Raw genomic sequence first — 14,065 nt, forward strand, 5'->3', positions numbered from 1 at the left:
GCTGGGGTGCCAGACGTGAAACGATAGGAGGATGACCGAATCTGCTTTTCCCATGGTCGATGCGCGTGAAATCCTGCGTGTCGTTGGCGGTGTCTCCTTCACCCGCGGCAAGGTGCTGGCCACCGACGCCGCTCTGAGCGAGTTCCTGTGGGATCCGGATCAGCAGAACCTGTCCGGGACGGTGTCCGAGGACGGCGAACCCGCTTGCGGCGTGGGCATCACGCTGGCGATGAAAAAGGGCGAGCGCGTCATCGACGACGCCACCTGCAACTGCGGCGATGCGCCCAAGTGCCGCCACGTGGCCGCCGTGCTCATTTACTCCAATTCCATGCACCTGCGGGCCAAGGACGTGGTGTACCGCAACACCGCCGTCGCGGTCCCGGCGTGGCAGCAGTCCCTGCAGCAACTGCTTGCCCCGGCCCCGGCAGCCGCCAAGTCCCTGGGCGGACCCAACTCCAAGCACCCGGTGTTGCAGATGGGCCTGCAGTTCGAGCTGCAGGACACCACGCTTTCGGCACACCAGCAGTGGGCCCCGGGTTCCGGGGTGGGGCAGCTGAAGGTGGCCTCCCGGCGCTGGCGCCTGGGCGTGCGCCCGGTGGTGCGTTCCGGGTCCGACCGCTGGGCGCGGTCGAACCTGCGCTGGAACACCATCAGCTTCAAGACCTTCGGGTTGAACCTGGATGTCGAACAGCACCGCTGGTTCTGCCAGTTCGTGCCGCTCTACCGAGCCAAGGGCGAACTCTACTTCGGCGAGGACAACGACTGGCTGTACCTCGACGAGTATTCCTCGGCACTGCTCTGGGAGCTGCTGGCCGAGGCCAGGTCCCTGGGCGTGGCGCTGGTGGGAACCCGGACGTACACCAGGATCCTGCTGGCTTCCCCGGCCCAGGTGGCGCTGGGCACCCGCGCGGCCGAGGACGGCCTGGCGCTGGCCCCCTCGGTGTCCCTGGGCGGGCACGGCTTCATCCTCGATGCGCACACCGCCGCCGGTTCCATCGGCAGCCACGGCGTGTATGTTGCCAACGAGGACCAGAGCGAGATCTTCCTGGGCCAGGTCCCCGGCGGGCTCAGCCATAGCGAGCTGGCCATGCTGCACCACCCCGAGACCCTGAACGTGCCGGCGGCGGAAACCGAGGAGTTCTTCTCCCGCGTCTACCCGCGACTGGCCCGCAAGTTGCGCGTGACCAGCCCCGACGCCTCCGTCGAGCTGCCCCCCGTGCTGCCGCCCAAGCTGGTGGCCAAGATCCGCTACGGCTCGCGGGAAACCGTCGACGTGGACTGGGTCTTCGACTACAACGGCATGGTCGTGGATGCCGCAGACCGCGACACCCTGGTGGAGTCCGCCCTGGAATCGGCGGTGCTGGAGATCCTGAACCGGCACCCCGCCTTCGAGTCCTCGGTGCTCGGGCCCCGGCATTTCCAGGGCCTGGAGGTCATCGACTTCGTGCGCCGCGTGCTGCCGGAGCTCACCGAGGTCCAGGACCTGGTGCTCTCGGAGGCCGGGACCCGCCCGGAATTCCACGAACTCACCGAGGCGCCGGAGCTGGTCATCACCACGGTGGAATCGGACCGCCGCGACTGGTTCGACCTGGGCCTGCTGATCTCCATCGGCGAGCGGCAGATCCCCTTTGCCGACATCCTGCGTGCCCTGATCCAGGGACACACCAAGCTGTTGATGCCTGACCGCAGCTACTTCTCCCTGGCCGATCCGCTCTTTGACAAGCTGCGCGCCCTGGTCTCCGAGGCCGGCGGGCTGCGGGACATGAAGGACAAGGAAGCGGACATCTCGCTGACCCCCTACCAGTTCTCCATGTGGGAGGAGCTGGAGGACCTGGCCTCCCGCATCGAGGGACCCGACGCGTGGGTGGGCGCGCTGAACTCGCTGGTGAACCTGAAGACCACCGAGGTGGCCGACCTGCCCCCGACGCTGAATGCGACGCTGCGCCCCTACCAGGTGGAGGGCTTCGGCTGGCTGGCCACGCTGTGGCGCAACGGCCTGGGCGGGGTGCTGGCCGATGACATGGGCCTGGGCAAGACCCTGCAGACCCTGGCGCTGATCCTGCACGCGCACCAGGTGTGGGAGAACCCCGCGGCGTTCGAGGGCATCAGCGCCCAGGCCGGCGTGCGCGCTCCCTTCCTGGTGGTCGCCCCCACCTCGGTGGTCTCCAACTGGAAGGACGAGGCGGCGCGCTTCGCCCCGTCCCTGCGGGTCGTGGCCATCACCGACACCGAGTCGCGCGCCGCCGCCTCGCTGGCACAGTTGGCCAAGGACTACGACGTGGTCGTCACCTCCTACACGCTGCTGCGCCTGGACGACGACGCGTATGCGGACATCCCCTGGGCCGGGCTGATCCTGGACGAGGCGCAGTTCGTGAAAAACAAGGCCACCAAGGCACACCATGTGGCCAGGGACATGCCCGCCCGCTTCAAGCTGGCGATCACCGGCACGCCCATGGAGAACAACCTCATGGAGCTCTGGTCGATCTTCGCCATCGTCTCCCCCGGGCTCTTCCCCTCGGCCGTGCGCTTTGCGGAGAACTACCAGCGCCCCATCGAGCGCCAGGGACTGGCCGAGCCGCTGGTGCGCCTGCGCCGTCGGATCCGCCCGTTCATGTTGCGCAGGACCAAGGACGCGGTGGTCACCGACCTGCCGCCGAAGCAGGAACAGGTACTGCACGTGGAGCTGGGCGAGGAGCATCGCCGGGTCTACGACACGCACCTGCAGCGCGAGCGCCAGAAGGTGCTGCGCCTGGTCGATGACATGGACAAGAACCGGTTTACGATCTTCCAGTCCCTGACCCTGCTGCGCATGCTCTCGCTCGATGCCTCGCTGGTGGACCCGGAGTACGCGCACGTGCCCAGCGCCAAGCTCGATGTGCTCTTCGAACAGCTGGAGGACGTGCTGGCCGAGGGCCACCGTGCGCTGATCTTCTCCCAGTTCACCTCCTTCCTGAAGAAGGCCGCTGACCGGTTGGATGCCGCGGGGGTGCCCTACGCCTACCTGGACGGGTCCACGCGCAAGCGTGCCGAGGTCATCGACTCGTTCAAGTCCGGGGTCGCCCCGGTGTTCCTGATCTCGCTGAAGGCGGGCGGCTTCGGGCTGAACCTCACCGAGGCCGACTACTGCTTCCTGCTGGACCCGTGGTGGAACCCAGCCGCCGAGTCGCAGGCCGTGGACCGGGCGCACCGCATCGGGCAGACCCGCAACGTGATGGTCTACCGGATGGTCGCCAAGAACACCATCGAGGAAAAGGTGGTGGCGCTGCAGGACTCCAAGCGCCAGCTCATCTCCTCGGTCATGGACGAGGGCGCGGGCTTCGGCAAGGTGCTCAACGCGGACGACATCCGCGAGCTGCTGCGCTAATCCCTCCCCTTGTTTCGGGGCCACATGCCTGATCGAGGGGACGACGCCCGCCGGGCCTGCACCATGTTGCGCAGTGCAGGGCTTCCGGGCCTAGGAACGTTCCTGGGCGGCTTGCGGGACCCGCAGGCTGCCGTAGCGCTCCATCCGGTGCCAACGCAGGCGAACACCGGTGAACGCGGTGACCACCGACTGGATCACCACCAGGTACATCAGCTGCCGATAGACGAACTGCTGCAGCGGGAGCGTCCACAGGGCGTGCAGGGGCTCGCGGTCAAGCTTGAACGCATAGCCGGCCATGACCAGTTGGATCAGCAGGAAGAGGGTCCACACCACGGCGATCCGGAGCGGATCCAGGAAGACCAGCCCGTAGATGGCGAACACATCGACCACCGGCGCGAACAACGGAAGCAGCACCTGGAAGACCATCAGGTAGCCGATCCCCCGACGCCCGAGCTTGCCGGCAGGTCCCGACTGGGCCATGGCCCCGCGGTGCTTCCACATGGCCTGCAAGGTGCCGTAGCACCAGCGGTACCGCTGCTTCCACAGGGCGCCGAGGGTGGCAGGCGCCTCGGTCCAGGCCAGCGCCTCGTCCTCGTAGACGACGCGCCAGCCGTCGCGGGACAAGGCCATGGTGAGGTCGGTGTCCTCGGCCAGGGTGTCGTCGCTGACGCCGCCCACCCGGTCCAGTGCCTCGCGGCGGAACGCCCCGATCGCGCCGGGGACAGTGGGCATGCATTCGGCGACGTCGAACAGGCGGCGGTCCAGGTCGAACCCGACGACGTATTCAATGTGCTGCCATGCGCCCAGGATGCCGCCGCGGTTGGCAATCTTGGTGTTGCCGGAGATGGCGCCCACCTTTGGATCGGCAAAACGCTGGAGCAGGAGGTGGACGGTGTCGGGCTCGAAGACGGTGTCGCCGTCGACCATCACCACCAGTTCGTGGTTGGCCGCCGCAATGCCGGCGTTCAAGGCGGACGGCTTTCCGCCGTTCTGCTTGCGGATGACCACCACTCCGGGCAGCCCGAGTGACTCGACGATGTCGGCGGTGCCGTCGGTCGATCCGTCGTCAACGACGATGACCTCCACCGGGTGGTGCGAAGCGGCGATGGACCGCACTGCCGCTTCGATTCCGGCCGACTCGTTGTACGCGGGAACGATCACGCTGGCAGGTTCGAGGATCTCCTTGCGCATCGGCTGTTCGAACCACCCGCGGTCGCGCTCGGCCTCGCGGCCCAGCCGCTCGGCGCGTTTGTGCCGGGCGGCCACGACCATCACCAGAACGGCCCGCAACAGCGTCAACACCCCGGCCGCCACGAGCGCCCAGGAAATCGCCACGACGACGGCCTCGGTGATCCTGATGCCCCACACAAAGGCATGGCCCGTGACGGTGTCGGCGGTGGATGCGGGCCGGCTGCTGTCCACGCCGATCGAGCCGCCGACCGTGGTGAAGCGATGGCCCTGGTCGGACGACCCTTCCAAGGCCGCATCAAGGGCGGCGAGGGTCTGGGACCTGTTTCCGCCGCCGTCGTGCATCAGGACGACTTCCCCGGCCGCTTCCAGCATGGTGAGCCGATCGGCGATCACCTCGGCGCCGGGGCGGACATTGTCGGCGCTGTCGTGGCTGCTCAGGACAGTGAGGTACCCGTCGTCCGCGGCGGTATCCATGAAGCTCCATTGGACCTGGGTGAGCGCCGCATTGTCGTAGCTGGCCGGCGGGCGCAAGAGGGTCGGGGAGTGCCCGGTGATCCCCGTGATGACTTTCTGTGCCCCGCGGATCTCAAGCTGGCGCCGCCAATCGGGCACCGCGGCTAGGTCGCTGTTCGTGAGCGTCTGGATGCCGATCTCATGGCCCTCCGCAAACATGCGACGAATGAGCTCGGGGTGCCTGACGGCCGCGGAACCGGTCACGAAGAAGGTGGCATGGACACGGTGCTCGCGCAAGGTGTCAAGGATCCTCGGTGTCCACATCGGGTCCGGCCCGTTGTTGAACGTCAGGGCCACGGAGTCGGCGGACGGTGCGGTGGTGCGCACGCCCTCCCCCCGCGGATCCACAATGGGGCCACCCTCCAGGACGGCACCGGGGGTGTTTCCGGCGTTGGAGGCGCGCGCGGAACCGGGGGGAGCGTCACTGTCCACCGGGTGGTTGATGTATCCCTGGATGGCCAAGGCCAGGCCCAGCGTCAGCATGACGGCCGACAGGAGAACCCAGTGCGCCCCGATCCCGTCGCTGCGTGCGGGGCGCCTGGAGCGGCGTCCCGAACTCATGGCCGGGCCTCGCGTGTCGGCTTGGCGGTGGCCCGGCTCGGCTTGGTGTCACTTCGACCCGGGGCTGCTGCGCTCTTTCCGGGGGCGCTCTGCGCGACGGCGGTGCTTGGGGCAGGATCCGTCGGTTCGGCACTCGTCTGCGCTTCCGTACCTTCGGGATCGGCGCTTTCGGTTCGCTGTGCGGAGGCCGAGGTCTCTGCTGCGCTGCCCGGCGCGGATGTTCTCTGCTGTGGTGCGGCGGGACCCGGCGTTTTCCGAGCGGTGGATGCCTCTCGGGGCAGCGGTGCCGGCGATGGATTCGTGGAGGGTTGCTCCCGCAGCGCCACCGTTTCCGCTCCCGCGCCTGCTTCGGCCCGCGGAGGCAGTGGCGGAGCCGCAACCGTGGAACCTCCCAGCAAGGCGAACAGCATCACCAGGGCGTACATCGACATGAATCCCACGGTGATGACTCCGACCGTCAAGACCTGCTGTCGGCGTCTGCCCGACGGGTCGACAAAAATGGGTTCATGCGTTGCGGCGGACGGTGCTTGGGCATGGGGTTTAGTCAAGTCAGGCATCGGGATTTACTGTAGTACACGGCCCCAAAGGTCACAAAAGCATCACGATTGCAAGAAACGGTGCCCAAGGACACATGTTTGACCTGCGATTATGTCCTCCAAGCGCACCGGAGCCCGGCGGTGCAGCGGGGCCGCGGGCCACCGGGCAAGGTACTGGATTCGAGCCGGAGCCGTGTCCCTAGCCCAGGCGAATCATGACCTTGGAGGAACCCGAGGAGCGGTCGGCGGCGAGGTCGAATCCGGCCAGTGCCTCGGCGAGCAGGACCTCGTGCGTCATCAACGGTGAGACGTCCACGCCGGAGGCCATGAGGTCGAGCGCCTCGGAGATCTCATCGACAAAGCGGTAGGAACCGCGGTAGTCGATCTCGCGAGTCACGATGTTCCCCAGCGCCGCGGAGATTTCCCCGCCAGGCAGGTTTCCGACCTGCACCATGACCCCGCCGCGGCGCACCGCGGCGATCACGCCGCCCAGCGCCCGAGGGGCGCCGGAGGCCTCGATGGCCACATCCACGTCCTGCGGCAGGACTCCGCCTGACGCGGGGTTCACGCACTGATCCGCTCCCATCCGCGCGGCAATGTCCAGGGCAGCATCCGAGAGGTCCGCGGCAATGACCGTGGCGGCCCCGGCCGCCTTGGCCGCCGCAACCGCCAGCGCGCCGATCGGTCCGGCGCCGTTGACCAGCACCGTCTTTCCCGCCACGTCTCCGGCGCGGGCCACCGCATGCAGCGCCACGGCGAAGGGCTCGGCCAGTGCCGCTTCCTTGAGCGAGACGCCCTCGGGCACGACGCGCAGCTGCTCGGGGCGCACCGCGCGGAGGCGGCTGAAGCCGCCCTGCTCGTGCGGTTCGAATGCCGCCGAGCCGAAGTAGCGCACCTCGGGCCACAGGTTGGTGCGGTCCGCGGTGTCGGCGGGCACCTGGTGCTCGCCAACCAGGGTTGCGGGGTGCATCGTCACGTTGCTGCCGATGCCGATCCCGCGCGCCGCCAGCGCCGCAGCGGCGTCGGGACCGATTTCGGCGACCGTTCCGGAGACCTCGTGACCCAGGACCAGCGGGGCCGAGAGCACCGCGGTGCCCGAGGCGCCGGACTTCCAATAGGCGATGTCCGACCCACAGATCCCGCCCCATTCCATGGCCACCAGGACCTGCTCGGCGCCGCAGACGGGATCCGCGATGTCCTCGACCCGCAGGTCGTCCTTGCCGTGCACAACAACTGCCTGCATGTGAGAGGTACTCCTTGATACTGCGCCGTGAGGCGGATTAGAACATGTTGACAAGACCCATGACGCCGACGAAGAACACGGCGACTGCGGAGAGGACCAGCATGGCCGTGAAGGCCTTGCCGTCCTTGACACGCGGGTCTGTCTGCTTATGCGAGAGGTAGATGGTTGCCGCGGCGACACCCATCAGGAAGATGGCGTTGAGGATGCCGGCCAGGACAATCAGGGCCAGCGGAGAGGAGACGACGGTGCCAAACAAGCCCCAGACGATGGGGAGCACGATCATGATGACGCGCATCCAGCGGTCGCGCTGTTTGCGGTTGTTCCAGTCGAAGGCCCCGAACACAGCGAGGGTGTTGCCGACCTGGCGGCCGAGCGACGGAACGTTGGCGATGATGGTCTTGAACAGCGCGATGCCGGCACCGACCAGGAACACCACGGCACCCCATTGGCCGACGTTGGTGGAGAAGATGGAGGAGATCGTTGTCATGACCTCGTCGCCCTTGGGCTCCAGGCCCTGCGGGTGCAGCACCGCGGCACCGAGCATGTAGAGGGCGGCGGTGGATACGGTGTAGACGACCCAGGAGACCCAGGCATCGAGCTTCATCACGGAGATCCAGCCGCGGGCCCGCTTGACCCAGGCTTCGGAGCCGTCGTTGGGGCCGGTCCAGGAGGCGTAGCCCTTTTCCACACACCAGTAGGTGTAGGCGGTGATCTCGCCGGCACCCACACCGGTGAGGCCGAACATGGACAGGGCCACGCCGATGGAGCCCAGCGCGATCTGGAAGCGCATGCCGTCGGCCAAGTCGCCGACGTTCCAGCTGAATTCGGTGCCTTGGATGGCGAAGACCATCACGACGGCGAAGATCGTCACCAGGAAGACCAGCACCGTGGAGATGCCCTCGACCACGACGTACTTGTTGCCCAGGTGGATCGCGATGGCGATCACCACCAGGATGGCCACCCAGGTGCCGATGGACAGGAACGAGTACGGGTCCGGCCCGATGGGCAGCAGCGAGGAGAACGCGAAGGCCGAGGCGGTGATGACACCGGCCTGGCTGGTCAGGAACTGCACGAACATCAGCAGGATGAGCCAGGCCATCCAGCCGCGCTTGCCGATCCGCGGCGGGACCTCGTCATAGCCGGTGACGGCGACCTTGCCGGTGGAAATGGACCAGCGGCCCAACTCGATCTGCACCCATACCTTGATGAAGGTGGAAGCCAGCACCAGCCAGAGCAGCATGAAACCTGCCTTGGCACCGAGCGTGGTGGCGGTGAGCAGCTCGCCGGAACCGACGACGGCGGCCGATGTGATCATGCCCGGGCCAAGGAACTTGAACCTGTCCCGCCAGCGGGTGGGCGGGTCCATGATGGACCGGGGATCCAACGCGTACGGGTCGACCGTTTCGTCGCCCAGCGGGCGCGACTCGGGGGTGGTGATAGACATACCGCTCCTTTGAGGTGTGCAACCGGCCTTGAAAGGCCGAAATCATCGGGGGTTCCCCCGCGGCCTCCTGTGCCAGCCGGGTATTGACCTCAATTGACGATCGCCGAGAGAACCAATAAGTATGATATTAGCCACGCACCTCGGAAACAAATCTACGTCCGCTGCGGCCTCCAGATTACGGAATGAGCATCACCTTGATGGCCCGACGCTCATCCATTGCCCTGTACGCCTCCGGAGCCTGCTCGAGATCCATGACCGAGTCGAAGACCAGGCCCGGGTTGATGCTCCCTTCCAGCACGTCGACGAGCAGTTCGGGAAGATAGGCGCGGGTACTGGCGGCCCCGCCAGCCACTGAGATGTTCTTGGAGAACAGCACTGACATCGGCAGCGGGTCATCCCCGTGCGGGACGCCCACGAAGCCCAGGGCACCGCCGGGCCGGGTGCAGCGCAACGCCTGGTCCATGGATTCGGCGGTGCCGACGCATTCGAGCACGGAGTCCGCCAGCACACCCCCGAGCAGCTCGCGCACCTTCGCCGCCGCCTCGGCGCCGCGCTCGGCGACAATGTCGGTGGCCCCGAACGCCCTGGCCAGTGCCGCGCGGTCGGAGTGCCGGGACATGGCGATGATGCGCGTGGCGCCCAGTCGCTTGGACGCGAGCACCCCGCACAAACCCACGGCCCCGTCACCGACCACCACCACGCTCCGGCCGGGTTCGACACGGGCCCCGAGGGCTGCGTGGTGGCCGGTGCCCATGACGTCCGAGAGCGCCAACAGCGACTTGGACAGCGCCTGGTCGGGCTCCGTGACCCCGGGGACCGCGACGAGCGTGCCCTCGGCATTGGGCACCCGCACCATCTCGCCTTGCCCGCCGTCCACGGGCAGCCCGTGCTCGTCCACCCCGCCCCAATGGGCCCGGTGTTCGCAAGCGACCTGGACGCCGTGGCGGCACGGAGGGCAGGCGCCGCAGCTATTGGCCCAGGGCGCCACCACGAAGTCGCCCACGGTCAGGGTTGAAACCCCGTCGCCGACCGCCTCGATACGGCCGATGAACTCGTGGCCGATGCGCCGGGGCCTGGGCGTTTGGCTGACCCCGCGATAGGGCCAGAGGTCCGAGCCGCAGACGCACGAGGCGGTGACGCGCACGATGGCGTCGGTGTCGGCGAGCAATGTCGGCTCGGGGCAGTTTTCGACGCGGATGTCCCGCGGTCCGTGGATCAGGGTGGCGCGCATGTGTTCCTCCGCAAAGTGGTGGGCCGGCAATGGTTCCACCCTATGCCCAGCCTGCTGCCGCTACTCGGATACCAGCGCTGGCTTCCCGCGGAGAGGCGCACACCCCTTGCGCACGCTCCGGTCAACCAGCATAATAAATGAACGATATTCATTTAGCGTAATGGCCATCCCATGCACCTTGTCCGGCGCCGGCGTATCGCGCACCACCTACCAAGCAGGAGCACACACCATGAGTTGGTCAATGCCCGCCGAGACCTCGGCCCAGAAGCGCGTCTGGATGGCCTTCCCCCACGAGGGATACACGCTGGGCGTCACCGGGGCCGAGGCCCACGCGGCTCGCTCGACCTGGGCCAACGTCGCCCACGCGGTGGCCGGGTTCGCCCCGGTCGTCATGGTGGTGGACCCCGCCGACGTGGAAATTGCCGCACGCTATCTCGATGAGCGCATCGAGGTCCGCACGGCCGAGCTCAACGACGCCTGGATGCGCGACATCGGGCCGACCTTCGTTACCGACGAGCACGGCGGGCTCGCCGCGGTGGACTGGGTGTTCAACGGCTGGGGCGCCCAGGACTGGGCTGCCTGGGACAAGGACGAGAAGATCGGTGCCATCGTGGCCGAGTGGGCCGGCGCGCCCCGCATCGCCTCGACCCTGGTCAACGAGGGCGGCGGCATCCACGTCGACGGGCAGGGCACGGTGCTGGCCACCGAGACCGTGCAGCTGGATCCCGGGCGCAACCCCGGCATCACCAAGGCCGAGGTCGAGGAGGAGTTCGCGCGCACCCTGGGCGCCACCAAGGTACATTGGCTCCCGCGCGGGCTGACCCGCGACAGCGAGGAATTCGGCACCCGCGGACATGTGGACATCGTGGCGACCATCCCCTCCCCCGGCACCGTGCTGGTTCACATGCAGGAGGACCCCGAGCACCCGGACTATGCGGCCAGCCGGGAAATCGCCGCGTCCTTCCGCGGCGCCACCGACGCCAGGGGCCGCGAATTCACCGTCATCGAGGTCCCTGCCCCTGCGACGCTGCGCGACACCGAGGGGTTCGTGGACTACAGCTACATCAACCACCTGGTCGTCAACGACGGGGTGGTGGCCTGCACCTTCAACGATCCCAACGACGAAAAGGCCCTTGCCGTCCTTTCCGACGCCTACCCGGGGCGCAAGGTCGTGGGCGTGGATGCCCGTGAGCTATTCGCCCGCGGCGGCGGCATCCACTGCATCACCCAGCAGGAGCCGATGCCGACGGCGAAATGAACCCCTCTCGGGATGGCAAGGTCACTCGCCGTCACAGATGACCGTTTGTTGCTCCCCGCACGTCCGCGCTGGCAAAACGTCCCCGCTTCGCCGTAGGGTTGGATCAGCTTCACGAGTTCTGGTTGCCGCATAGGCATAGCTCCGACTAAAACAGACGCCAACCCCATAGTTGCACGGTGGGTGGTTCGGATGACGAAGCGGCCCTGTCGCGCATCCCGCACGAAAGGGCAAGGACAACGAACCCCAAGGACGTGTGCACATCATGTACGGCCCCACCCTGACTTCCGCCCCCACGGATAACCCGCTTCCGCGCTTCACCGGCGACTGGATCGCCGCCTGGCTCCACCTCGACGCGGACACCGACCTGCTGCACATTGGCGCGGGTCCCGACGAGTGGGTGCTCGAGGCACTGGCCCCGCGCAAGCTCTCGGCCGCATTGGTCGGCCGCGGCCCCGTCGAGGTCCAGTTCAACCCCGAGCTGCTGGTTCTCCTGCTGCCCGGGGCCCACGAACTGGTCGGCAGCTCGTTCTTCCGCCTGCGCGCCTGACGCCCCGCCGGGCCTGGTGCTAGATGTCCAGCACCAGGCGCCCGCCCTTGCAACGCGACACGCAGATCATCATGGTGTCGCCGGCCTCCCGCTCCTGATCGCTGAGCAGCGAATCGCGGTGGTCGATCTCCCCCGCGACCACCGGGGTCTCGCAGGTCCCGCAGATGCCCTCCCGGCAGGAGTTCAGCACCTGCACCCCGACTTCTTCCAGTGCGGTGAGGATGCTGGTGCCCACCGGAACCTGCACCTGAAGGCCTTCGGTCGTCTCTACGGTGAATTCATGGTCTCCCGCGGCAGGCGCGCTCGCGGCCGCGTCGGCGACAAAGCGTTCAAAGTGGAACCGTGCGGGGTCCTGCCAACCGGTGGTGAGCGTGGCGATGTAGTCCAGCAGCGGGCCGGGGCCGCACACATAGGCGTGGAATCCCGCCGCCGGGCCGCCGAGCAGCTCGCCCAGGGGATAGAGCCCGGATTCGTCGTCCGCGTGCACGTGGACCTTCTCGCCGTACTGTGCCAGTTCGCCGGTGAAGGCCATGGAGCTGCGGCTGCGCCCCAGATAGACAAGGCGCCACGGCACCCCGGAGGCCTCGGCCGCGCGCAGCATGGGCAGGATGGGCGTGATGCCGATGCCCCCGGCGATGAACACGTATTCGGGTGCGGGCCCGAGCGCGAAATTGTTGCGCGGGCTCCTGACGCGCAGCTGCTCGCCGGGCTTCAGTTGGTCGTGGATGTAGGCGGATCCGCCGCGGCCGGCGGGCTCCCGCAACACCCCCAGCCGCCAGCGCGGCTCCCCGGGGGCGGAGCACAGGGAGTATTGGCGCAGCAGCCCGTTGGGGAGCATGACGTCGATGTGCGATCCCGGACTCCAGTCCGGCAGGGCGAGCCCGTCCGGGCGGGCAATGCCCAGGGAGAGAACCGATTCGGATTCCCGCCGGATGTCCACCACGTCCACGACGAAGAACCCGTCCTCGCTCGTCTGGCTGGTCGCCACCGGTTCCTCGATGATGTGCTTTTCACTTGTGCTGATCACGATGCACCTCCAGTGCTGTGGATTGGGTGGGTGGTGAGTACTGTCTGCGGCGTTTGAGGGGGCCGCGCCGCTGCCGGCTCGTCCAAGGCGGCCAGGATTGCGAGGGAGGCCAGACGCGGGCCAATGGTCACCCGCACTCCCGCGCCGTCGAAGGCCCGGACCGACACCCCGTGCGCGGCGCACGCGCGTTCGATGACGGTCGCCAGCCGGCCGTCTTCCGGGATCCAGAGGAAGTTGCCTCCGCTGCATGGGACGCCAATACCGCGGGCCTCCAGTTTCCGGTGCAGGAATTCGCGTTCGCCCGCCACCGCGGCCACGGTGCCGAGCAGGTAGTCGGTGTCGGCGAGGGCCGCCACGGCGCCGGCCTCTGCCACCGCGCTCAGCCCAAAGGGCGGGGCCACCTTGCGAATGGCGCGGACGATGCCCTCCCCTCCCAGCAGGTATCCGGCCCGCGCCCCGGCCAGGGCATGGGCCTTGGAGAAGGTCCGCAGGATCACCAGGTTCGGGTACTTGGGCAGCAGCATCAGGGTGTCGCCACTGGATTCGGAGAACTCGATGTAGGCCTCGTCGAGCACCACGAGCACCCGGCCCGGAACCCTCGCGAGGAAGGATTCGACTTCGTTGATCCCCAGCACCGTTCCGGTGGGGTTGTTGGGATTGCACAGCAGCACCACCGCGGTGCGTTCGGTGATGGCACGGAGCATGGCCTCCGGGTCGTGGCGATGGGCCGCGTCCAGCGGCACCTGGACGCCCCGGGCCCCTGCCAGCGTGACCAGGATCGGATAGGCCTCATAGCTGCGCCAGGCGTACAGCACCTCGTCGCCCGGCCCGGCGAACGCGGCAAGGACCTGGCCCAGCAGGGCCAGGGACCCTGCCCCCACCGCAACCTGGGTGCCGGGCAGCCCGAGCGTGTCGGACAGCGCGGCCACCAGCCGGTCCCCGGCCAGGCTCGGATAGCGGTTGGAGCGTTGCACGCTGGCCGCCATGGCCGCAACGGCAGCGGGCGAGGGCGACATCCAGGATTCGTTGGAGGAAGCCACCCACCGCACCTTCCCCGCGGCCGGCGAGCGCGAATAGTTCGGCAGCAGGTTCACCAGGTTGCGCGGCCGTGGTGTCGCCTCGCGTGCGCCGGATTGCTCGTGGGACATCT

Annotated in this window: 10 protein-coding genes and 1 riboswitch; of the genes, 3 read left to right on the top strand and 7 right to left on the bottom strand. The window is 67.9% G+C overall.

Features of this window, described 5'->3' with window-relative positions:
* Positions 1–31 precede the first annotated feature (31 nt).
* Entirely contained in the window at positions 32–3,364 is a 3,333-nt protein-coding gene (locus Q2T94_RS03760) for a DEAD/DEAH box helicase (RefSeq protein ID WP_302262943.1), read from the top strand.
* A gap of 90 nt (positions 3,365–3,454) precedes the next feature.
* On the opposite strand, the gene Q2T94_RS03765 is transcribed toward Q2T94_RS03760, so the two are convergent.
* The 5 genes from Q2T94_RS03765 to Q2T94_RS03785 all read right to left on the bottom strand — a co-directional run bounded on the left by Q2T94_RS03765 (position 3,455) and on the right by Q2T94_RS03785 (position 10,083).
* Positions 3,455–5,629: a bifunctional polysaccharide deacetylase/glycosyltransferase family 2 protein gene (locus tag Q2T94_RS03765; protein ID WP_302262944.1), complete on the bottom strand. Its 2,175-nt coding sequence runs from the start codon at positions 5,627–5,629 to the stop codon at positions 3,455–3,457.
* On the bottom strand, positions 5,626–6,186 hold the full coding sequence (locus tag Q2T94_RS03770) for a hypothetical protein (RefSeq protein WP_302262945.1): 561 nt from the start codon (positions 6,184–6,186) through the stop codon (positions 5,626–5,628). The genes Q2T94_RS03765 and Q2T94_RS03770 overlap by 4 nt, the downstream gene beginning before the upstream one ends.
* Positions 6,187–6,364: 178 nt before the next feature.
* The gene (locus tag Q2T94_RS03775; protein WP_302262946.1) at positions 6,365–7,408 is read right to left on the bottom strand and encodes an L-idonate 5-dehydrogenase; all 1,044 of its coding nucleotides are present in this window, start codon (positions 7,406–7,408) and stop codon (positions 6,365–6,367) included.
* Between the two features lie 37 nt (positions 7,409–7,445).
* Positions 7,446–8,852 (bottom strand): Nramp family divalent metal transporter, encoded by a 1,407-nt coding sequence (locus Q2T94_RS03780; RefSeq protein ID WP_264268502.1) that lies wholly within the window; start codon positions 8,850–8,852, stop codon positions 7,446–7,448.
* Between the two features lie 175 nt (positions 8,853–9,027).
* Positions 9,028–10,083, bottom strand: coding sequence for a zinc-dependent alcohol dehydrogenase family protein (locus tag Q2T94_RS03785; RefSeq protein WP_302262947.1), 1,056 nt, complete (start codon positions 10,081–10,083; stop codon positions 9,028–9,030).
* 229 nt (positions 10,084–10,312) lie between these two features.
* On the opposite strand from Q2T94_RS03785, the gene Q2T94_RS03790 reads away from it, so the two are divergent.
* Positions 10,313–11,341, top strand: a complete 1,029-nt coding sequence (locus tag Q2T94_RS03790; RefSeq protein WP_302262948.1) for an agmatine deiminase family protein — start codon at positions 10,313–10,315, stop codon at positions 11,339–11,341.
* 107 nt (positions 11,342–11,448) lie between these two features.
* A riboswitch (SAM riboswitch) is annotated at positions 11,449–11,581 on the top strand.
* A gap of 22 nt (positions 11,582–11,603) precedes the next feature.
* Entirely contained in the window at positions 11,604–11,888 is a 285-nt protein-coding gene (locus Q2T94_RS03795) for a hypothetical protein (protein WP_302262949.1), read from the top strand.
* 19 nt (positions 11,889–11,907) lie between these two features.
* On the opposite strand, the gene Q2T94_RS03800 is transcribed toward Q2T94_RS03795, so the two are convergent.
* Positions 11,908–12,915, bottom strand: a complete 1,008-nt coding sequence (locus Q2T94_RS03800; RefSeq protein ID WP_264268506.1) for a PDR/VanB family oxidoreductase — start codon at positions 12,913–12,915, stop codon at positions 11,908–11,910.
* The gene (locus Q2T94_RS03805) at positions 12,912–14,063 is read right to left on the bottom strand and encodes an aminotransferase class I/II-fold pyridoxal phosphate-dependent enzyme (protein WP_302262950.1); all 1,152 of its coding nucleotides are present in this window, start codon (positions 14,061–14,063) and stop codon (positions 12,912–12,914) included. The genes Q2T94_RS03800 and Q2T94_RS03805 overlap by 4 nt, the downstream gene beginning before the upstream one ends.
* Between the last annotated feature and the right edge of the window lie 2 nt (positions 14,064–14,065).

Source organism: Paeniglutamicibacter sulfureus, assembly GCF_030512175.1.
GTDB classification, from domain to species: Bacteria; Actinomycetota; Actinomycetes; order Actinomycetales; family Micrococcaceae; genus Paeniglutamicibacter; species Paeniglutamicibacter sulfureus.